Annotated in this window: 19 protein-coding genes, 1 pseudogene and 1 riboswitch; of the genes and pseudogenes, 12 read left to right on the top strand and 8 right to left on the bottom strand. The window is 68.3% G+C overall.

Features of this window, described 5'->3' with window-relative positions; all coding sequences use genetic code 11:
- Nucleotides 1–110: 110 nt before the first annotated feature.
- Entirely contained in the window at nucleotides 111–1,838 is a 1,728-nt protein-coding gene (locus Q2K21_RS10160; RefSeq protein WP_386275981.1) for a hypothetical protein, read from the top strand.
- 7 nt (nucleotides 1,839–1,845) lie between these two features.
- Here Q2K21_RS10160 and Q2K21_RS10155 read toward each other — a convergent pair whose 3' ends face one another.
- Complete coding sequence (locus Q2K21_RS10155; RefSeq protein WP_310769123.1) at nucleotides 1,846–2,193, bottom strand: ArsR/SmtB family transcription factor; 348 nt, start codon at nucleotides 2,191–2,193, stop codon at nucleotides 1,846–1,848.
- A 90-nt stretch (nucleotides 2,194–2,283) separates the two neighbouring features.
- A riboswitch (cobalamin riboswitch) is annotated at nucleotides 2,284–2,487 on the top strand.
- 28 nt (nucleotides 2,488–2,515) lie between these two features.
- Here Q2K21_RS10155 and nicT point away from each other — a divergent pair.
- Complete coding sequence (gene nicT, locus Q2K21_RS10150; RefSeq protein WP_310769122.1) at nucleotides 2,516–3,604, top strand: Nickel transporter NicT; 1,089 nt, start codon at nucleotides 2,516–2,518, stop codon at nucleotides 3,602–3,604.
- Nucleotides 3,605–3,876: 272 nt separating this feature from the next.
- Entirely contained in the window at nucleotides 3,877–4,629 is a 753-nt protein-coding gene (locus Q2K21_RS10145) for a DUF6348 family protein (RefSeq protein ID WP_310769121.1), read from the top strand.
- Here the strand turns inward: Q2K21_RS10145 and Q2K21_RS10140 are convergent.
- Nucleotides 4,626–4,863, bottom strand: a pseudogene (locus Q2K21_RS10140) (IS200/IS605 family accessory protein TnpB-related protein); the annotation flags it as partial. The gene Q2K21_RS10145 and the pseudogene Q2K21_RS10140 overlap by 4 nt on opposite strands.
- A gap of 189 nt (nucleotides 4,864–5,052) precedes the next feature.
- Between Q2K21_RS10140 and Q2K21_RS10135 the strand changes: the two are divergent.
- On the top strand, nucleotides 5,053–5,313 hold the full coding sequence (locus tag Q2K21_RS10135) for a hypothetical protein (protein ID WP_310781405.1): 261 nt from the start codon (nucleotides 5,053–5,055) through the stop codon (nucleotides 5,311–5,313).
- Between the two features lie 219 nt (nucleotides 5,314–5,532).
- Nucleotides 5,533–6,672 carry a winged helix DNA-binding domain-containing protein gene (locus Q2K21_RS10130; RefSeq protein WP_310769120.1) on the top strand — a complete coding sequence of 380 codons (1,140 nt, stop codon included), beginning with the start codon at nucleotides 5,533–5,535 and terminating at the stop codon, nucleotides 6,670–6,672.
- A 224-nt stretch (nucleotides 6,673–6,896) separates the two neighbouring features.
- On the opposite strand, the gene Q2K21_RS10125 is transcribed toward Q2K21_RS10130, so the two are convergent.
- On the bottom strand, nucleotides 6,897–7,310 hold the full coding sequence (locus Q2K21_RS10125) for a hypothetical protein (RefSeq protein WP_310769119.1): 414 nt from the start codon (nucleotides 7,308–7,310) through the stop codon (nucleotides 6,897–6,899).
- Nucleotides 7,311–7,398: 88 nt separating this feature from the next.
- Entirely contained in the window at nucleotides 7,399–8,058 is a 660-nt protein-coding gene (locus tag Q2K21_RS10120) for a WD40 repeat domain-containing protein (protein ID WP_310769117.1), read from the bottom strand.
- A gap of 332 nt (nucleotides 8,059–8,390) precedes the next feature.
- On the opposite strand from Q2K21_RS10120, the gene Q2K21_RS10115 reads away from it, so the two are divergent.
- From Q2K21_RS10115 to Q2K21_RS10105, 3 genes are all read left to right on the top strand, one after another.
- Complete coding sequence (locus Q2K21_RS10115; protein ID WP_310769116.1) at nucleotides 8,391–9,014, top strand: hypothetical protein; 624 nt, start codon at nucleotides 8,391–8,393, stop codon at nucleotides 9,012–9,014.
- Between the two features lie 446 nt (nucleotides 9,015–9,460).
- Nucleotides 9,461–11,521 (top strand): restriction endonuclease, encoded by a 2,061-nt coding sequence (locus Q2K21_RS10110; protein ID WP_310769115.1) that lies wholly within the window; start codon nucleotides 9,461–9,463, stop codon nucleotides 11,519–11,521.
- Between the two features lie 168 nt (nucleotides 11,522–11,689).
- Nucleotides 11,690–12,322: a hypothetical protein gene (locus tag Q2K21_RS10105; protein ID WP_310769113.1), complete on the top strand. Its 633-nt coding sequence runs from the start codon at nucleotides 11,690–11,692 to the stop codon at nucleotides 12,320–12,322.
- Between the two features lie 243 nt (nucleotides 12,323–12,565).
- Here the strand turns inward: Q2K21_RS10105 and Q2K21_RS10100 are convergent, their stop codons facing one another.
- The 3 genes from Q2K21_RS10100 to Q2K21_RS10090 form a co-directional block, all read right to left on the bottom strand.
- Nucleotides 12,566–12,982, bottom strand: coding sequence for a hypothetical protein (locus tag Q2K21_RS10100; RefSeq protein WP_310769112.1), 417 nt, complete (start codon nucleotides 12,980–12,982; stop codon nucleotides 12,566–12,568).
- Between the two features lie 604 nt (nucleotides 12,983–13,586).
- Nucleotides 13,587–14,348 carry a YcnI family copper-binding membrane protein gene (locus Q2K21_RS10095; RefSeq protein ID WP_310769110.1) on the bottom strand — a complete coding sequence of 254 codons (762 nt, stop codon included), beginning with the start codon at nucleotides 14,346–14,348 and terminating at the stop codon, nucleotides 13,587–13,589.
- Between the two features lie 47 nt (nucleotides 14,349–14,395).
- On the bottom strand, nucleotides 14,396–15,022 hold the full coding sequence (locus Q2K21_RS10090; RefSeq protein WP_310769108.1) for a hypothetical protein: 627 nt from the start codon (nucleotides 15,020–15,022) through the stop codon (nucleotides 14,396–14,398).
- Between the two features lie 83 nt (nucleotides 15,023–15,105).
- Here Q2K21_RS10090 and Q2K21_RS10085 point away from each other — a divergent pair, with 83 nt between their 5' ends.
- The gene (locus Q2K21_RS10085; protein WP_310769107.1) at nucleotides 15,106–15,504 is read left to right on the top strand and encodes a TOBE domain-containing protein; all 399 of its coding nucleotides are present in this window, start codon (nucleotides 15,106–15,108) and stop codon (nucleotides 15,502–15,504) included.
- Between the two features lie 19 nt (nucleotides 15,505–15,523).
- On the opposite strand, the gene Q2K21_RS10080 is transcribed toward Q2K21_RS10085, so the two are convergent.
- The gene (locus tag Q2K21_RS10080) at nucleotides 15,524–16,006 is read right to left on the bottom strand and encodes a molybdopterin-dependent oxidoreductase (RefSeq protein WP_310769105.1); all 483 of its coding nucleotides are present in this window, start codon (nucleotides 16,004–16,006) and stop codon (nucleotides 15,524–15,526) included.
- Between the two features lie 243 nt (nucleotides 16,007–16,249).
- Here Q2K21_RS10080 and modA point away from each other — a divergent pair, with 243 nt between their 5' ends.
- The 3 genes from modA to Q2K21_RS10065 are packed head-to-tail and all read left to right on the top strand — an operon-like array spanning nucleotide 16,250 to nucleotide 19,019.
- Nucleotides 16,250–17,083, top strand: coding sequence for a molybdate ABC transporter substrate-binding protein (gene modA / locus Q2K21_RS10075; protein ID WP_310769103.1), 834 nt, complete (start codon nucleotides 16,250–16,252; stop codon nucleotides 17,081–17,083).
- Complete coding sequence (locus tag Q2K21_RS10070; RefSeq protein WP_310769101.1) at nucleotides 17,080–17,931, top strand: ABC transporter permease; 852 nt, start codon at nucleotides 17,080–17,082, stop codon at nucleotides 17,929–17,931. Before modA ends, Q2K21_RS10070 begins: the two co-directional genes overlap by 4 nt.
- Nucleotides 17,928–19,019 (top strand): ABC transporter ATP-binding protein, encoded by a 1,092-nt coding sequence (locus tag Q2K21_RS10065; protein WP_310769099.1) that lies wholly within the window; start codon nucleotides 17,928–17,930, stop codon nucleotides 19,017–19,019. The genes Q2K21_RS10070 and Q2K21_RS10065 overlap by 4 nt, the downstream gene beginning before the upstream one ends.
- Nucleotides 19,020–19,079: the final 60 nt, after the last annotated feature.

Here is a 19,079-nt window from a genome sequence, read left to right as displayed (position 1 = left end):
CTCCATACAGGCGCCGCTTACTTCCCCCATACCGGACTCTTTGCTTCCAGGCGCTCGACGTTCACCCGGCCCGCTCACGCTGTTCATCCGATTCACCTACTTTCCGTGTCGTGTACTTGGCAGAAGCGACGCCGTCGACAACCGGCCGATGGATACGCCCGCTCGTCTCACGGAGCGAGCCGGACGAGACTCCCGCACAGTGGCATCGCATCCTGACGCTGCTCGCGAACATCAGCCTGTTCATCGGCACGCGCGGGGTGTGGGGCTCCGCGGCCAGTCACCGGCCGGTGGTCGCCGGGATCATCTCGGTGTGCTACGTGTCGATCCTGGTCACCGGCGTTCTGACGCTGGTGGTGCGGCGCACCCGGTCACTGGCGCGGCTCGACCTTGTCGTCCTGGTGACGGCGATCACGCTCGTCTACTGTGCCCTGACCATGAGTCACGGGTACAGCGACGAGTCGATCCTCACCCTGCAGGCCGCCCGCGAGGTGGCCCACGGCAACCCGGTGTACGGACAGCCCTGGCCCTGGCTGTTCGGGCACTACGGCTCCGTCGCCATCACCCCGACCGTGACCGGCGGCTACGACTACACGTACGGCTATCCGCCACTGACCGCGCTGCTGACCGTGCCCCTGCTGTGGATCGGCCACGGCCCGGTGCCGGAACTCCTGGTCACCACCAGTGCGTTGGTGGCGGGCACGGTCGTCATGTGGAGGATGCTGCCGGTGCGGTGGCGCTCGGCGGCCACGATGGTCTGCCTGGGCTTCGGCTTCCTCCCGATGTACGGCCGCCTCGGCTACCCGGCAATCCTCGCGCTGGCCTTCCTCATACCTGTGGTGGTGCGCTGGACGCGCATGGGAGCGGGCGGCCCGGCCGACTGGGCGCGCGCCGCCTGTCTGGGCGCGGCCTGCGCGAGTCAGCAACTGCCGTGGTTCCTGACGCCGTTCCTGCTCGCCGGGGTGTACGCCCTGCGGCGCGGCGAGCTGGGGGCGCGGGAGGCCGCCCTCGCCGTGGCGCGGATCGTCGGCATAGCCGCCGGGACCTGGCTGCTGATCAACGGGTACTTCATCGTGACCGAGCCGCGCACCTGGATAGCGGGCATCATGCTGCCGCTCACCCAGGGTGCCCTCATCCACGGCCAGGGCCTGGTCGGCATCTCCCTGTACTTCACCGACGGCAGCGACCGCCTGGCCTGGTACTCGCACGCCAGCATGCTGATGGCGGCCGGCCTGCTGGCGCTGTTCGTGCTGTTCGTGCGCCGGCTGGGTCCGGCCATGAGCGTGCTGCCCTGGTGCGCGTTCTTCTTCGCGACCCGCTCGCAGGACGGTTACTACCTGCTGATGACACCCCTGTGGCTCGCGGCCGCCCTCACGGTACCGCCCAGCGCCTTCGCCACCGCCTGGCAACCCAGGCTGCTGCATGGACGGCGAGGGGCCCGCACGGTGCTGGCCGCCGGGCTGATCGCCCCGTCCCTGGTGGCCGCGACCCTGGCCGCGACCGGCAGGCCGCCGTTGCACATGGAAGTCGCCGCCGGCTCTTGGACGCCCACGACGGTCGCCACGCTCACGGTCCGCGTGAGCAACGACGGCGACGCGGCCCTCCAGCCGCACTTCATGGTGACCACCGGCCACGGTGAAAGCCGCTACTGGAGGGTGCTCGACGGCCCCTCGTCCGTCGCCGGTCATGCGACGGCCACGTACCGGATCGAGGCGCCGGGCGGCCGCTTCGCCCTGCCCAGGAAGGGTGTCCGCATGCGGCTGCGTGCCTTCACCGCGTCACCGATGACGCTGTCGAGCCAGGACATTCACCTGAAGCGCGAGCCTGCCTCGGCGCGATGACCGTCCGTCACGTCACCTGTTTCAGCAGCTCCAGCACCACCGAGTCGATCACCCGGTAGCGGACGATCCGGCCTTCCTTCTCGCCCGCGACCACCTCGGCCGTCCGCAGCAGCCGCAGCGCCTGCGAGACGGCCGGGTCGTTCATACCGGTGGCCACCGCGAGGTCGGAGACGGCGAGCGGTCCGGCCCGGTGCAGGGCCAGCAGCAGGGCCAGCCGGCCGGGGTCGGCGAGCAGGGAGAAACGGTCGGCCCAGGCGCGTACGGTCCCGGGCTCGCCGATGGCCTCGATGGCCTCACAGACCCGGTGGCCGTCGATGGTGCGCCTGTCGGCGCGGTCGGCGGGAACGAGATGCATGCGGGCATTCTCCCAGGCGCCCGTATGTGATCTTCGATACCTCCGGACATCTGCGCAACTGTGCAGCCTTGCAGGCTTTCCGGCAGGGCCCTAAGGTTGGCGGGCCGTGGTGTTCGGGAAGACCGGTGAAAGCCCCCAGGGGCTCAGGCCGGAGCGGCCCTCGCCACTGTGATCGGGGAGTTCCCGTCCCGTGCCGTCCGTTTTCGGGTGGCGCCACTGACCGAGAGGTCGGGAAGGTAGGGGCGGGCGCGGTGATCCGTCAGCCAGGAGACCGGCCACGGCATCTCACGAAGTGATCCACGAGGTGCTGGAGCGTGACCGCATGACCCTGCCCAAGCCTGCGTCCTTTCAGTGGCGGCGCGAGGACACCCTCCGCACCGCCGGACTGTTGGCGGTGATCGCGGCCCTGCACGTGGTCGCGTTCGGGGTGCTGTTCCTGCTGGTGGTGCCGGGACACTACGAGGTCGGCTCCAAGGCGTTCGGCATCGGGCTCGGCATCACCGCCTACACGCTGGGCATGCGGCACGCCTTCGACGCCGACCACATCGCCGCGATCGACAACACCACCCGCAAGCTGATGGCCGACGGCAAACGCCCCGTGTCGGTAGGGTTCTGGTTCGCGCTCGGGCACTCCAGCGTGGTGGTCCTTCTCGCCGCGATGATCGCGGGCGGCACCCAGCTCGCCGACCGGGTCACGAGCGAGGACTCGGACACCCACCAGGTCCTCGGCTTCATGGGGACGACGATCGCCGGCACCTTCCTGTACCTCATCGCGGCCCTCAACCTGGTCGCCCTCGTCGGCATCCTGAAGGTCTTCAGGGCGATGCGCGAGGGGAACTACGACGAGAGTGAGCTCGAACGGCACCTCGCTTCCCGGGGCTTCATGAACCGTGTCCTCGGCCGCCTCACCAAGGCGATCTCGCGCCCCGGCCAGATGTACCCGCTGGGCTTCCTGTTCGGGCTCGGCTTCGAGACGGCCACCGAGGTCACGCTGATGGTGATGGCGGGCTCGGGCGCGGCGGCCGGACTGCCCTGGTACGCGATCCTGTGCCTGCCGCTGCTGTTCACCGCCGGGATGTGCCTGTTCGACACCCTCGACGGCACGTTCATGAACTTCGCCTATCAGTGGGCCTTCTCCAACCCGGTGCGCAAGGTGTTCTACAACCTCGCGATCACCGGTCTGTCCATCGCGGTGGCCTTCGTGATCGGCACCATCGAGCTGGTCGGCATCCTGCGCGACCAACTAGACCTGCGGGACGGGGTGACGGGCTGGATCGCCGGGATCGACCTCGGCAGCGTGGGCTTCATCATCGTCGGGCTGTTCGTGGCCGTGTGGGCGGCCGCCCTCACGTACTGGCGCCTCGCAAGGGTGGAGGAGCGGTGGGCTCCCCGCCCCGCCGACGGGAGTTGACACCTCGGGCTCATACGGCATTTCCATGAGTCGATCGAAGCTAGGCAGGAACGCGATCACACCGGGCGAGCCCGCAGCCATCTATTGCCGCACCTCGCACGCCAAGGACGAGGATCAGACCGGAGTCGACCGGCAGGAACGCATCTGCCGGGAGATCGCCGGCCGTCTTTCATTGCGCATCGCGCTCCTCACGTACAAGGGAAACCCGTTCTGTGGCACTACGGGATCCGACACGGCATCCGCGCATGGTTGCGGCTCAGTAGGATCCACGCATGCCCTGGATACGACGCCGTGCGCGCGAAGCCCAGCCGCCTGAGGAGCGCCTGCCCGACCTTGAGTTCCTCGCACTCGTGAAAGCGAGCCTTGAGGAGTTCGCGCCCGGTGTGACGCGGGGCACCGAACTCAAGGGCAATTCGCTGAGCAGCCCGCACGGATGGGCGGTGGGAGTGGCGCCGCCCCACCATGGGGGTGGCCGCCATTACGACCTCGTCGCGCTGCCGGACGTGAGCGTCCAGCCGGATGTGCCTTGCTTCATGGACTGTGTCGTGGCGATGTCCGGCGATCCCCGCAAGGCGGCCGATGCGTGGGTGCACACGGCGGGAGCGTGCATGCTTGAACTCCTCGACCGACGCGGGAGCTTCGCGGACCACGCGGGCCCCGATCACGAGCGCGGCGTTCCCGGCTGGCACTCGATCATCTCCGGCGCAGTCGGCTTCGGGCTCGACGCCGCCGAGAACCGGCGTTTGCAGACTGCTCTGCTCAACGCGAACGTGCTACACCGCATCGCGGCCACTTTCACAGCGGACCTGGAATCGCCGTTCTTCAACGGAGTCAAGGTCTTCTACGGCGGGCGACCCGGCGCGATGGAGGCTGAGATCCGGGTCAACGGGGAGCGCCACGAAGCCGCCTCGGCCGCGCTGGCAACGCTGAACCTGCCCGAGCCGAGGGTGTTCACAGCTGTCCGTTACTACGCGCTGTTGCTCCCGGTGTTGGCTGACGGCGGGGAGCCGAGCTACCGTTCCTAGAGACTGAGCGGGAGTGAGTCTTGTTGCCAGGACTCGTGCTCAGCCGTGTGCCCCGAACGGTTGTGGGCACACTGGTCTCCCGCTTTCGCTCCACATCCGGCGCTGGCGGATCGTGTCCGGGGTCCGGGGTCCGGGTCCGGGAATGCGGGGGCGGGTTTCCTCACGCCTTGGGATACCTGATGCGGCCTGGACGGTCCGATGCCCCGCACGATCGCTCTGGTCGTGTGGGGGCGGTGGGCATGGCCCACGTGGTGAGCGCGTTCGGCGCGTAGTGCCGCGTACGTCTCCTGGTCGCTGCTGTGGACGCTTGACGGCCCCGAAGCCGATCCGACCGTCTGGTTCCGTGAGTACGACGAACCTCCGATCGCCGAGCAGGAACCGCTCAGCGGCTTCCTCATCCAGTTCTCGCTCTACGAAGCTTCTATGGGCGCCGACTACGTGGCGCTGCCTCGTCGCCTCACGGCACAGCAGGTCGACCGGCTCACCGATGGACTTCTCCCCGTGCCCCTGCGCCCGTTCTGGCCCGGGGCCCCCACACGCTTCTATGTGGGTCCAGGGCTCGTCCTGCATGTCTCGGACGAAGGAGGTGACAACGGTTTCAGTGCCTGGGCCGGTGCTACCCCCCGCAATGCTCTCGCCCCATTGGCCGACGCCCCGGTCGAGTGGAGCCACTTCGACGGCTGACATCGCGGCGTCGCACCGTAGCCTTCGGCGCCCGACACGGGCATGGGACTGTGAACGCGGCTTGATGACCCATGTCAAGCCGCGTTAAACAGACCCTTGTTTCGGCTCCGCCGACTGCAACCGGCAAGTTATTGACCGCGGAACTCTGAACTGCTGGCGGACTGACGGAAGTCGGGGCTGGCTGACCCCTGGGATTACCGGGGGAGACATAATCCGGGCGTGGCACTCACTGCTCGACAGCTCGCCCTGGCCACCCTGGACCGTCAGCTCTTGCTCGAACGCCAACGCCTGGATGTGGCGGAGGCTGTTCGCCGGATCTGTGCTTTGCAGGCGCAGGCGCCGGCATCGCCGTATCTGGCGTTATGGAATCGCGTGCAAAACTTCGCGCCTGAGGATCTCGACGCGGCGTTCGCGGACCGCCGGATCGTGAAGGCAACCCTCATGCGGCTTACGCTGCATGCCGTCCATGCCGAGGACTACGAGCCCTATCGAGCTGCCATGCTCAGCACTCTGCGGGCGTCGCGGCTGTACGACCGACGTTTCACCGCGACAGGACTGTCCCCCACTGACGCTGACGCGCTACTCCAGGAGCTCGCCGGGTTCCTGGAGCGGCCCCGCACCGGCACCGAGGTGGAGGACTACGTCACGGGGAGGTTCGGCGAGCACGCGCACCGTGTGTGGTGGGCGCTGCGCACGTACGCGCCCGTGCATCATGTGCCGACGGGCGGCCCGTGGTCGTTCACACAGCCGAACACCTACCGTGTCCCCCCAACCGCCCCTGGATCCGCTCCACGGGAATCGGACGCTGGGGTTCAGCGGCTGCTGCTCGCCTACCTACGGGCGTTCGGGCCTGCGTCGGCCCAGGACTTCGCCCGGTTCACCCTGCTGACGCGCCCGGTGATAGCCCAGGCGCTGCACAAGCTTGGCGACCAGGTGGTACCAGTGGCAGGGCCGGGCCGCGCCGCCCTGTTCGACCTCGTGGACGCTACCCTGCCCGCCGAGGACACCCCGGCGCCGCCGAGGCTGCTGCCGATGTGGGACAGCACGCTGTTGGCCCATGTCGTCCCCGGTCGCGTCATGCCCGAGAAGTACCGGTCGCTGGTCGTCCGGCGCAATGGAGACGTGCTGCCCTGTCTGCTCGTCGACGGGCAGGTCGCCGGAGTGTGGCGTGCAGCGGACGGCGGGCTGGAGTTGACCACGTTTCGCAAGCTCGGCAAGACCACGTGGCAAAGTCTGACGGAGGAGGCAGAGAGGCTGTCAGCGCTGCTCGTCAACCGCGATCCATCTGTCTACCGGCGTTATGGACATTGGTGGGACAAGGGGTTTCCCGCTGTCGAGAGCATGACGGTCAAGGGCTGACCGCGCCGCCAGGTTGCATCCTTGCCTTTGGGACTTCGTCCGCGGCGGCAAGGGCGCACGGGGGGCTTGGAAGAGGTCGTCCGGGCCCACGGCATCGACGTGAGTAGATCAGCCCGTGCCCGGACGCTGCCAGCAGGACGGTCGTGGTCTGTGAACGTGGCTTGCTGACCCACGTCAAGCCGCGTTCACAGACTCTTTGATGACCTGGAGACCGGCGTCAGGCATCACGGCGCGTAGTAGGCGGCGTACCAGGCAGAGTGCCCTGCGGCGGAGAAATCCTCAAAGTCGCCGGCCGCTTCACAGCGGAGCAGTCGTTGCAGTGCCGCTTCGGCTTCGGGTAGGCGCCGGCTCGACAGGTACGCCTTGGTCCTGGCCAGTCCGCTGCCGCACAGCAACTGGATGTCGATCGAGCAGTCGGCGTCCATGCTGGCGGTTTTGGCCTGCCAGATGAGCAGCACGTCTTCGAGGACCGAGGCGTTGAACAGCTGTACGCAGCACAGCTTCATCAACTCCGTGTCACCGTCTCCCTGCGCACGCTTCTCCAGCCGAGTTTGTGCGGTGAGCAGACCTCGTACTTCGTCGAGGTTCGCTCCGGCAGGGTGCAGGCCGTACCGATGCAGGCTCTCGTCTTCGTCCATCGCCATGCTTTCTGGGGGAGCGGAAAACAGATTGTTCCGGGTCACGTCATGCCGAGGTCTGTCGGATCCGACCCGCAGTCTGGTTCGGTCAGGCTTCGGCGCTGCTGGCGTGGCCGTGGTCCGTCCTGCGTGTCCACAGTGAAATGTCGCTGCTCGTCGCTACGGCGATGGTCTGTCCGGAGGGCGAGAAACCGACCGCACGGAGCTCGGAGTAGTGGGAGTGGAAGATGTGCCACCACAGCTCCCCGTGGGGACCGGAGTGGGGCAGGCCGCCGTCGCCGGAGAGCAGGACACGGTCATTCGGCCAGGCCGGGGTCACGACCTCCAGCGTCCAACCGTCCGCGGTGGTGGTGTGAAGCCCTCCACCGAAAAGCCCCGCGATGCGCACGCGGCTACCGCTGATCGGCCCCAGTCCGGGGCAGGAGAGGTCGGCAACCGCGTCGGGGGTGCTGTCCTCGGGGTCGGACTCGCGGTCTCTGGCGATCTTCTTCCCGGTGACGGCGTCGAAGAGGCCGTGACCGTCGCGTGAGACGACCATCACCAGATCGCGGCCGTCCTCGGGATGCGACGCGAAGCCGATCCCGAGGAGCCCGCCGACGGGCACGAAGGCAACGCGCCGCCAGGGTTCGGGGGCAGGCACCACGGGAGCCGCGAGGAGCCGTGCCCGCAATGCCTGTTGGTACGCGGAGAGCTCCGGCTCGCGATCTGGCAGCTCGCCCGGAGCCGCTTTCTTCGTCCACTTCGCCACGGCTCCATGATCCACACTTCGGCAGGCTTGCCCAACGGAGTTGACGCAGGCCTACGTCCAGACACGTGTTCTTGCAGGCTGTGAACGCGGCTTGATGACCCAAGTCAAGGCGTGTTCACAGACCTTTGCATCGACGCCGAACTCACAGGTCCGATATAGAGCGGCTGATTCACACAGCCCGCGTGCGACCGAACGGCAGTAGCGTGCTGGGGGTGCGCCGCTGACGTGCTTCAGAGGCTGCATCCTGCGTATCTACGGGGACAGAGCGCGCCTCCGCTGCTGACCTGCAATGTTCGAATCTGTCCAGCCGGGCGCTGTTAGGGTGCGACGCCGTGAGTACGGATATCCATGGCGGCATCGAGTTTCGCCATCCCGGCACTGGTACCGACTACTACGACGGTGAGCCGTGGGTGGCCGCCATGGATCTTTGGCCGCTGTATGACGAGACCGACTACGCGGCCTTCGGTTGTCTCTTCGGAGTGCGCAACTACGCAGGCTTCCGGCCCCTTGCACCGGGCCGTGGTCTTCCCATCGATCTGTCGACCGGACTGCGCTCGCAGTTGGGTCATTCGGCCGCATCGGATGACCTGCACAGTGCGAGCTGGGTCAGCTGGGCGGAGCTCGCCTCGATCGATCCCACGGCAACGCCTGACCACTTCATCGGCCGGCTGACCTGGCGCACGAAGTCGCTGCCGTCGATCCTGCGCCAGCATCTCGTTTCCGACGCTTGGCCGCCGGAAGCCCTGTCCGCGGTAGGCGTGCCGCCGGCCGACCTGCATGGGGCGACGGGTCGCGTGGAGTGGACGACCGACGAACTGTTCTGCACGTACGAGCCGATGACGGTCGGAGCTGTACTGGGCCATGAGACTCACTGGCCACACGTCTTCGCTGTGATGCAGGCCCTGGCAGGGCGTTTCGGCGACGACGGCGTCCGCTTGGTCGTGGCCTTCGACTGACCGCACAGGGCATGTCTGCCACACGCGGCAGTAAACGCCACCGGGTCACGCTCGAAGGCCAACCTGTGTCATCCGAGCGTCCAACTGGTGCGCCGACGAGATACCACGACCCCGACGAGCGTTCAACTTCGCGCCGACAGGAGCACGGATAAGGTCTGTGAACGCCGCTTGATGATCCATGTCAAGCTGCGTTCACAGCCCTTTCTGCACCCGGCGCACACAGCCCGACCCGCGCTGAGGAATGCGACAGTTTGGGTACTGCGGCCTGGCACGGTCCTGGTTACCCTTCAGTCACGTTGACCTGCGGGGACGGCCCGAGCGGGCTGCCTTTGACGAGCAGATATGCGAGACGGCAATTGCTGGATAGAGTCGTCTCGTTACAACTGGTTGCGGGGACAACCAAAGCGCCTTTCGGCTGCCAACGTCCTGGGGAGGGCCTGCAGCACATGAGTCGTCGCTCTACTGGTTTTGTCGGTGTCTGGGCCGAAATGCAACGGCAGCAGCAGCGCCAACTGGAAGCCGAAGCCAGACGGCGGAGACAGCAAGAACAGGAAGCGCGGGCCTACCAGCGCCGAGCTGCCCAGAGCCACCGCGAGTACCGGCAGGCAGAGGCTCTACGGCGCACGGAGGAGCTGGACGCGCAGGTTGCGTCATTGCAAGGTCTTCTTGCCTCGGGTTGCCAGGATCCTGCCTTCAGGGCTGCCTCTCTCATGCGACCTGAGGAGGTCAAGCCCTTTGCTCCAGGACCGTTGGCGCAGCCAGTGCCTATGCCGGATTTCAATCATTACCAAACGCAGAGCGGCTGGACTGCGAGTCGCCGGGCCCAGGCGCAGGCCGAAGCACGAGCACGCTTCGAGCGAGACTGGCACGCCGCTCAAGCCGCAGAGGCTCACCGACAGCACCAGCTCGCGTCGTACCAGCGGGAGTACCAGCAGTGGGCCAATGCTCAGCTGGATGATGTACGGCGGCACAACGCCGGCGTCGTTGCGATAACCGAAGGCGTAGGGCGCCAGGATCCCGATTCCGTGATCGAGTACTTCTCCGCCGCACTCTACGCCTCGACGGCGTGGCCGGAAGGTTTCCCCCGGCAGGTGGCGGCAGCCTACGACCCGGCAGCCCGGCAATTGGTGCTGGATTGGGAGTTGCCTGCCTACAGCATCGTGCCGGAGGTCAAGGCCGTTCGGTACATGTCCGGGCTCGACCAGGACAAGGAGACCCCCCGCTCAGAAGGCCAGCGCCGTGCTTTGTACAGGGAGGTTCTCGCGCAGTGCATGCTGCTTGTTCTGCACGAACTGTTTGCCGCAGATGAGCTGGATGCGCTTGAGTCAGTGACCTTGAACGGGTTCGTCGATGGGCATGACCCTTCGACGGGCCGACCGGGCCATATCTTCCTCGCAACCGTCATGGCCTCGCGCTCTTCGTTCCGTGACTTGCACCTGGCGCAGGTGGACGCAGGTAGTTGCCTGGCTGACGCACTGCGCGGGCAGCTCTCGGCTCGACCGGACCAGCTGACACCAGTACGGCCGAGTAGGCGGCCGCAGGATGTCGGGAACCGCGTTGTCGCCCACGGCAGCGACGAGGAACCGGATCTGCTCGCCATGGACCCGATCGCCTTCGAGAACCTCGTTGCCGATCTCTTCCGGGCCATGGGAATGCAGGCGGTGACCACCCAGCGCTCCAACGACGGCGGTGTGGACGTCGACGCACTGGACCCGACACCGATCCGAGGCGGCAAGATCGTCGTGCAGGTGAAGCGCTACCGCAACACTGTGCCGCCCACCGCTGTGCGTGACTTGTACGGGACCGTACAAGACGCCGGCGCCAACAAGGGTGTCCTCGTGACGACGTCAGGGTTCGGCCCCGGCTCGCACACCTTCGCCAACGGCAAGCCGCTGGAACTCATCTCGGGCCCTGAACTCGTCGACCTGCTGCATCGTCATGGGCTGCGTGGGTGGCTGGGTGAGGGCGATCGTCAAGTCTCAGCACAGCCGACGCCGTCTGGGCCGGACACCCGGCTGCCAGACGATTACAACGTCTTGGGCATGTCGTGGACCGGAAGCGTCGCCTTGGACGTGTGCGCTCTCGTCTGCCGTGGCAACCGGGTCCTTAGTGACGACCACTTCGTCTTCTTCAACAACCCGCAGACGCCGGATGGCTCAGTGCGTGCTCTTCCCGCCACTGCACCTGACAAGGCCGCGATCTGTGTCTCCTTCGACGGGTTGCCCGATGAGGCTAACCGGTTCGTACTCGTGGCCGCCATCGACCCAGAGGTTAACCCAGACGCCGACCTCTCTGGTTTCACGGACGCATGCATCCGCCTGCTCGACCCGGGGCTGGCTGAGCTGGGACGACTGGAAGTCTCCGACGGTCGGCCGCGTGAAACCGCCTTGGTACTCGGCTCATTCCGCCGAAGGGCAAACGGAGACTGGGACTTCGTGCTGGGCGGTAAGGGCTACGCGGGTGGTCTGGAAGAACTCGTTCAGGATTTCGGCATCGAAGTGGAGTAGATCCACTTGAGGTCCCGATGATGCTGGGCTGGGTCAGGGCTATGAAGGCGGCTTGATAACCCACGTCAAGCCGTGTTCACAAGCCATTTGCTGGGCCAGACTCAGACTGCCGCGTAGGCGGCAGTCGGGCCGCCAACGCCCATGCCGCCGGTGTCCTAGCCTTGCCCGGTGACCAGCGAAAACCAGCAGACCGACGGCTACGTCTCCGATGGGCTACCGCATCATCAGGCGCTGTTGGGCGGCACGGATTGGGCCGAACTCGGCACGGCGAGAGGGCACGGCGGATTCCTCCCGGCCGTGCTGACTCGACTGCTCGACATCGACCCCGCGGGTCAGACCAGCGCCATCAAGGAGCTGGAGCTGGTGTGCCACCAGAACAGTTTCTACGAAGCCACGCTCCCCGTGGCCCTGTATGTGGCGGCGATCCTTGCCCACCCCGCCACCGTGACCATTGAGCCCAACCTACGAAGCAATCAGGAAAGGGACTACCCCGTACGGGCGGCGCTCCTGGAGTGGCTCGGCTCCCTCGCCTACGACGCCGATGACGAATGCGTCGCCATCGGCGAACGGGTGATCGAACATCCTGATCTCACCTGGCTTCGGGACGAACTCGGTTACCACGCGCGTCGTCTCCTGGCGACCAGCACCAACCGCTACAACCGCAGCCGCTCGCTGGACGCACTCAGGAACTGGGGTTACGACACCACCAGCCTGGAAACCGCCGACGACGTTGCCTTGCGCAACCAACACGTTCGTGGCGGCAGCTGGGCCGGAGGCTGCATGGATGAGCCGCCCTTCTGACGGGGTCTGTGAACGCGGCTTGGTGACCCACGTCATCCGGTCCCGCCTCAAGCAACGGGAAGCGACCCGGCGAACGCGGGCATGTCGATCTCTGGGACGCCGGCTGATAGGGCGTGGTGCCTAGCCTGACTGGGTGAGTCGCCGGGGTGGGTCGACAACTCGCAGATCGGTCTAGGAAGCCGAGCACGTAGATGCGGTAGACACGGTCTCGCGTGACGTTGTGGGGCCGAGTCCCTGTGGAGGTCAGCCGAGAGCCATGCCGGGGATGAAGGCCACGAGCCCGGAGAGGAAGCTGCCGAGCGCGGCCAGTGTGACCAGAGTGGCCTTCCCGTCTGAGAAGAGGCCTCCGCAAAACTCGCGTACTTGGCGGCGGAGGATCAGCATCTTCAGCTTCTGCCAGCGATGCTGGCGGATGTGGCAGCCCATGAGAAGACCGGTTGCATTGTTCCGACAACCGTCTTCCCTACCCCTGACAGGGGCCCCGCATGTCACGGGTGCTTGGAAGAAGCACCAGGTCAGCAACATCCCTGACAGGGTCGCGACGACCACAGGTCCCGCGGCTCTGTTCATCCATGCGGCGATCAGAAGAGCGGCGGCGATGACGCCCCACCACTGTCCCAAGCCGCCGAGTCGACTGCTCCTTGCCCCCGAAGTCGCCATGCCTGTAATCGTGTCGAGAAGTTCGGCGAATCATGCCCCGGGGGATTGGCTTGACTGAAAGTGCGCCCCAGGACGGCTGACGTCCTGCAATCCCGATCGCCCAGACCGCACCGGAACCGGCCGTGATGCCATGCGTGATGGTCGGCGCCACGGCCGGTTGCTGGGCTTTGAGCTCCGGGCTGGCTACTCCTCCGTCGCCTCCGGAGCAGGGGCGACGCCGGTTAGGCAAGACGCCCCCAGTTCGCCTCGAACGGGTCACTTAGCTTGACCCCCATGCCGCCCAGCCCGCAGTACCCGTTTGGGCTTTTGGTGTCCGAAAGGTACTGGATGATCCAAAAGAGCGCCGAATTTCAAGTTCGCGCCTCACAAGTACTCAACGACGATGGGCTCTCGTAGCCGCTGCGCTCTTTGAGGCTGTCGGGTCTCAAAGAGCGCAGCGGCCACACAGCGCCGTCACCCGTATGCGTGCCGCGCTCACGCCAGCGAGACACCGGCCCCCAGACGGCGCCTCAGCCGTCGATCCCCTCTGCCAGCGCCGTGACCAGCGAAGTAATCACCGCATGGGCAGGGGTTGACTGTTGACGGCGGCAGGGCGGGGGTCGCGTCACTCGGACGCGGACGTGCGGGTGCGGGCGCGGGTGATCGCGAAGCCCGCTGCGGCCAGGCCGAGGACGCCGACGACCAGGCCCGCGATGCCGAGCCCGCGGGCGGTGGAGTCGCTCGTGGCGGCGGCCTTCGTCGTGGAACCGCTCGACTTCTCCGTGGTGGTGGAGGAGGCGGCGGCGGAAGCACCGCTGCCCGAATCGCCGCCCTCCTCGGCACCCTTGACAGTCAGCTGGAGGACGGGGGCGGGGTTCTCCGGCTCCTCCCCGCCCTTCTGGGTCTCCTCGATCCAGCGGGCGACGTTCCCGTCGGAGTAGGTCTGCAGCGTCTTGAACGTCAACTGCTCGGTGTCGTCCGGGAGCTGACCGAAGGCGACGTTGAAGTCCTGGTACTGGCCGTGGCGGATGCGCCCGCCGGTCCAGGTGATCTCGGAGACCGCGTCGGTGATGGTGCCGTCGTCCGTCTTGACCGGCTTCTTGAGCTTGGTGGTGGTCACCTGCGCGGTCCAGCCGTCCTGCGGGGTGACCAGCACGCCCAGGATCGGATGGTCGGTGGGCAGGAAGACCTGCACCTTGGTGGTCGCGGCGGTGTCCTCCTCGTTGGGGACCCGGAAGGTCAGCACGCCGTCCGTGGCGCCCTTGGCGTAGCTCTCGGGGTGGACGGTGACATGCGCGAAGGCCGCGCCCGCCGCGGTCAGGAGGCCGACGGCGGTCAGGGCGGCGACGGTGCCGGCGCGGCGCAGGGTGGTACGCATCGGGGACATGGGGTGAGGAAACTCCGTACTCGGTACTCGTGCTCGGTGTTGGGGGGTCAAATGCTGTACGGGGATCCCAGAGGCGGGCCGCGCCGGGACAGGGCGTGGCGGAGCACCACCTGCCGGAGGTGGTGGCGGCGGTGGGCGTACGGGCGTGGCGGTCTGGCGTACGCGGGCAGCGGCGCCGTACGCCACCAGGCGGCGAGGCCCGGTACGAAGGCGACGGCCTTGCGCAGCAGCGACCACAGGGCGGCCTCGCCGCGCCGCAGGCACCAGGAGGCGAGCAGGGCGGCGGCCAGGTGCGCGGCGACGGTGTGCGAGGTCATCGCCTGCGACGGGGCGGCCATGTGCATGCCGTGGGGCATGCCCGGCATGTGCGTCGCCGGCGCGTCCGGCGGGCCGGCCGCGTCGAACGCGAGGTGCAGCCCGCCCTGGACGACGAGCATCGCGACGGCGATGCCGAGGAGCGAGCGCTCACGCCCGGCGAGCGCCGCACCGCCAGCGAACACGGGCAGGAAGACGGCCGTGTCCACCCACGTCGGCGGAACAGCGCCGGTGGCCAGCGTGTGTCCCCCGGCGGCGAGCAGCACGCACACGACGGCGAACACCGCCGCACGCACGCTCCGCACCACCCAGGACACACCCATGGCGTGGGATCCTGCCATGCGCGCGGGGGCGGCCATGTCGGTTTCCGCAGATCCGGCGTGTGAGGGGGCTTCGTGGGCGCGTTGGGGTCGCGGCGGCGCGGGCGCCTATGGTGGCGCCCATGCAGTCCTACACAATCGGCCAGGCCGCCCGTCTGCTGGGAGTGAGTCCGGACACCGCGCGACGGTGGGCGGACGCGGGCCGGGTGGCGACCCGGCGCGACGAGAGCGGCCGCCGGGTCATCGACGGCAGGGACCTGGCCGCGTTCTCGGTGGAGTTGGCGCGCGGCGGCACCGGCGAGGAGGACGTCCCCTCGTACACCTCGGCCCGCAACGCGTTCCCGGGGATCGTCACCGCCGTGAAGCTCGGTGACGTGGCCGCCCAGGTGGAGATCCAGGCGGGCCCGCACCGCCTGGTCTCCCTGCTGACCCGGGAGGCCGTGGAGGAGCTGGGTCTGGAGGTCGGGATGGAGGCCACGGCCCGCGTGAAGTCGACGAACGTCCATATCGACCGGGCCTGAGCGGCCGTCGGTCGGTCGCTCACTTCCACGGGCCGTAACCGCCGTCCACCCGTATCGCGTTGATGCCGCTGACGTACCGCGCCCCGCACCGGTCCTGCGGCAGCACGAGCTGAGGTCCGGACCGGTCGAGCGGGGTGTCGTCCATGACGGCCGCCAGCAGCACGGGCGCGCGGCCGAAGTCCGGGTCGATCTCGGCCCAGGACAACAGGGCGTGGTGGCCGTCCGCGCCCGTGACGGCGATCAGGAAGCGCAGACGGTCCTTGCGCCGGGCGGGATCGAACACGGGACCCGCGGCCGAGAGCACGTCGTGCAGCAGCGGGCCCGCGAACCGGTGGTGCCGTGCGCCGCTCGTGGCGCACTCGAAGGTGACGCGCGCCTCGTGCTGGAGCCAGGCGAGCAGGTCGGGCACGGTCAGCCGGGCGGGACGCGCCAGGTCGCCGGTCAGCACGAGTTCCGCCGGTGCAGCGGCCTCGGCGACCGGTTCCGTCAGGGACTGGCCCACAGGGCACCACCTCCCGGATGACGTACCCGGGCGACCGACTCGTACAAACGCACATGCCAGCCTCCATTGGCTGATCACGCAGCTCATGCGATGCCACAGGAGACTTCCGGATCGCAGTTGCGCCAGTATGATCGATGTATCGATCGCCGTGTTGATCGACGTGTTGATCGACGTGTTGATCGACCTGCAGGTATCGGAGGGGTGTGGGGTCCCTCCTGGACGACCAGAGGGAGTGGACCCGTGATGACCCGTTCCGCACGCCGGACCCGCCGGATGCTGCAGGTGACCGGTGCGGGGGCCGCCGCGCTGCTGGCCCTGAGCGCCTGCTCCTCGTCGTCGGACTCGTCCGATGCGAGCTCCTCCCCCAAGTCGGGCTCCTCGGCTTCCTCGTCACCGAAGCTGTCCGGCACGGTCACCGTCTTCGCCGCCGCCTCCCTCAAGGAGAGCTTCACCACCCTGGGCACGGAGTTCGAGAAGGAACACCCTGGCACGAAGGTGTCCTTCAACTTCGCCGGCAGCGACTCCCTCGCCGCGAGCATCACCGGGGGTGCCCCGGCCGACGTCTTCGCCGCGGCGAGCCCCAAGACCATGGCGATCGTGACGGACAAGAAGGACGCGGTCGGCACGCCCGCCACCTTCGTGCGCAACCAGCTGGAGATCGCCACCCTCCCCGGCAACCCCGACAAGGTCTCCTCCCTGAAGGACCTCACCAAGTCCGGCCTGAAGGTGGTGCTGTGCGACAAGACGGTGCCGTGCGGGGCCGCCGCGCAGAAGGCGCTGGACGCGAGCATCCTCAAGCTCACGCCGGTGTCGTACGAGCAGGACGTCAAGAGCGCCCTGACGAAGGTGGAGCTGAAGGAGGCCGACGCCGCGGTCGTCTACAGGACCGATGTGAAGGCGGCGGGTGACAAGGTGGAGGGCGTGGAGTTCCCCGAGTCGGCGAAGGCGATCAACGACTACCCGATCGTGCTGCTCAAGAACGCGCCCAACGCCGAGGCGGCCAAGGCGTTCATCGCGCTCGTCCAGTCGGCCGAGGGCAGCAAGGTCCTGACCGAGGCCGGGTTCCTGAAGCCATGACCCGGCTCGACCCGTCCGACACCGCGCCCGACACCCTGGTGGGCGGGCCGCGGCGCGGGCGTGTCCGCCGCCCCGGAGTGCCGCTGCCGCTGCTGCTGCCCGCCCTGGCAGGTCTGGCGTTCCTGCTGCTGCCGCTGATCGCCCTGCTCCTGCGGGCCCCGTGGCGCACGCTGCCGGACCAGCTGACCGGTCCGGAGGTCTGGCAGGCTCTGAAACTGTCCCTGGTGAGCGCGACCGCCGCCACCGCCGTGAGCCTGGTGCTCGGCGTGCCGCTGGCATGGCTGCTGGCCCGTACAGACTTCCCGGGCCGGGGCCTGGTACGGGCCCTGGTGACGCTGCCGCTCGTGCTCCCCCCGGTGGTGGGCGGTGTGGCCCTGCTGCTGGCGCTCGGGCGCAACGGGGTCGTGGGGCGATGGCTGAACGCGTGGTTCGGGATCACACTGCCGTTCACCACGGCCGGGGTGGTGGTGGCCGAGGCGTTCGTGGCGATGCCGTTCCTCGTCATCAGCGTCGAGGGCACGCTGCGGGCCGCCGATCCGCGCTACGAGGAGGCGGCCACGACGCTCGGCGCGTCCCGCTTCACCGCGTTCCGCCGGGTCACGCTGCCGCTGATCGCGCCGGGCATCGCGGCCGGTGCCGTGCTCGCGTGGGCGCGGGCGCTCGGCGAGTTCGGCGCGACGATCACCTTCGCGGGCAACTTCCCCGGTCGTACGCAGACGATGCCGCTGGCCGTCTATCTGGCGCTCCAGAACGACCCGGAGGCCGCGATCGCCCTGAGCCTGGTGCTGCTCGCCGTGTCCATCGCGGTCCTGGCGGGGCTGCGGGACCGTTGGATGACGGCCTCATGACCGACGTCGACCGGACCACCGCCGACCCCGCGGCCACCGGTGCGCGCGGGGAGGGCCTCGACGCCCGGCTCGTCGTCGACCGCGGCTCCTTCCGCCTGGACGTCACACTGACCGCCGCGCCGGGCGACGTCGTGGCCGTGCTGGGTCCCAACGGCGCCGGCAAGACCACCGCCCTGCGCGCGCTCGCCGGTCTCGTCCCGCTCGACGACGGTCATCTGCGGCTGGACGGCGCCACGTTGGACCGTACGCCGCCCGAGTCCCGCCCGGTCGGCGTCGTCTTCCAGGACTACCTGCTCTTCCCGCACCTGTCCGCCCTCGACAACGTGGCCTTCGGCCCGCGCTGCCGGGGCGCGTCCAAGGCCGAGGCGCGGGCGATCGCCGCCGCGTGGCTGGAGCGCATGAATCTCGCCGAGCACGCGGGTGCCAAGCCCCGCAGGCTCTCCGGCGGCCAGGCCCAGCGCGTCGCCCTCGCCCGGGCCCTGGCGACCCGTCCGCGGCTGCTGCTCCTCGACGAGCCGCTGGCCGCGCTCGACGCCCGCACCCGCCTGGATGTGCGGGCCCGGCTCCGCCGTCACCTGGACGGGTTCGAGGCGGTCGCCGTTCTGGTCACGCACGACCCGCTGGACGCCATGGTGCTCGCCGACCGGCTGGTCGTGATCGAGCACGGCCGCGTGGTCCAGGAGGGCTCCCCGGCCGAGATCGCCCGCCGTCCCCGTACGGACTACATCGCGCAGCTTGTCGGCCTGAACCTGTACCAGGGGCGGGCCGACGGTCACACCGTGCGGCTCGACGCCGGTCCGGCCATCACGACCACGGAGGAGCTGTCCGGGCCCGTCTTCGTGGCGTTCCCGCCCGGCGCCGTGACCCTGTACCGGGACCGGCCCAGCGGGTCCAGCGCACGCAACCTGTGGCGGTGCGAGATCGCGGGCCTGGAGAGCCATGGCGACCAGATCCGCGCCGATCTCACCGGCGAACTTCCGCTGGCCGCGGACCTGACCACCGTCGCCGCGGCCGAACTCGGCCTCCACCCCGGCGCCTCGGTCTGGGCGACCGTCAAGGCGGCGCAGACGCACGCGTATCCGGCCTGACGCGTCGCGCGGGTGCGCTCCAGGCATCCGGCTACCGTGGGCCCAGCACAGGGACACACC

The sequence above is a fragment of the Streptomyces sp. CGMCC 4.7035 genome, from assembly GCF_031583065.1.
Taxonomy (GTDB): domain Bacteria; phylum Actinomycetota; class Actinomycetes; order Streptomycetales; family Streptomycetaceae; genus Streptomyces; species Streptomyces yaanensis.
The sequence above is the reverse complement of the archived record's forward strand: the minus strand, read 5'-3'. Positions and strand labels throughout refer to the sequence as shown.

What these genes read in the sequence shown, in the direction of transcription:
- Q2K21_RS10155 (WP_310769123.1), bottom strand. Translation starts at nt 2,193, where the DNA reads ATGCATCTCGTTCCCGCCGACCGCGCCGACAGGCGCACCATCGACGGC.
- nicT (WP_310769122.1), top strand. Translation starts at nt 2,516, where the DNA reads ATGACCCTGCCCAAGCCTGCGTCCTTTCAGTGGCGGCGCGAGGACACC.
- Q2K21_RS10145 (WP_310769121.1), top strand. Translation starts at nt 3,877, where the DNA reads ATGCCCTGGATACGACGCCGTGCGCGCGAAGCCCAGCCGCCTGAGGAG.
- Q2K21_RS10135 (WP_310781405.1), top strand. Translation starts at nt 5,053, where the DNA reads ATGGGCGCCGACTACGTGGCGCTGCCTCGTCGCCTCACGGCACAGCAG.
- Q2K21_RS10125 (WP_310769119.1), bottom strand. Translation starts at nt 7,310, where the DNA reads ATGGACGAAGACGAGAGCCTGCATCGGTACGGCCTGCACCCTGCCGGA.
- Q2K21_RS10110 (WP_310769115.1), top strand. Translation starts at nt 9,461, where the DNA reads ATGAGTCGTCGCTCTACTGGTTTTGTCGGTGTCTGGGCCGAAATGCAA.
- Q2K21_RS10100 (WP_310769112.1), bottom strand. Translation starts at nt 12,982, where the DNA reads ATGGCGACTTCGGGGGCAAGGAGCAGTCGACTCGGCGGCTTGGGACAG.
- Q2K21_RS10095 (WP_310769110.1), bottom strand. Translation starts at nt 14,348, where the DNA reads ATGTCCCCGATGCGTACCACCCTGCGCCGCGCCGGCACCGTCGCCGCC.
- Q2K21_RS10090 (WP_310769108.1), bottom strand. Translation starts at nt 15,022, where the DNA reads ATGGCCGCCCCCGCGCGCATGGCAGGATCCCACGCCATGGGTGTGTCC.
- Q2K21_RS10085 (WP_310769107.1), top strand. Translation starts at nt 15,106, where the DNA reads ATGCAGTCCTACACAATCGGCCAGGCCGCCCGTCTGCTGGGAGTGAGT.
- modA (WP_310769103.1), top strand. Translation starts at nt 16,250, where the DNA reads ATGACCCGTTCCGCACGCCGGACCCGCCGGATGCTGCAGGTGACCGGT.
- Q2K21_RS10070 (WP_310769101.1), top strand. Translation starts at nt 17,080, where the DNA reads ATGACCCGGCTCGACCCGTCCGACACCGCGCCCGACACCCTGGTGGGC.
- Q2K21_RS10065 (WP_310769099.1), top strand. Translation starts at nt 17,928, where the DNA reads ATGACCGACGTCGACCGGACCACCGCCGACCCCGCGGCCACCGGTGCG.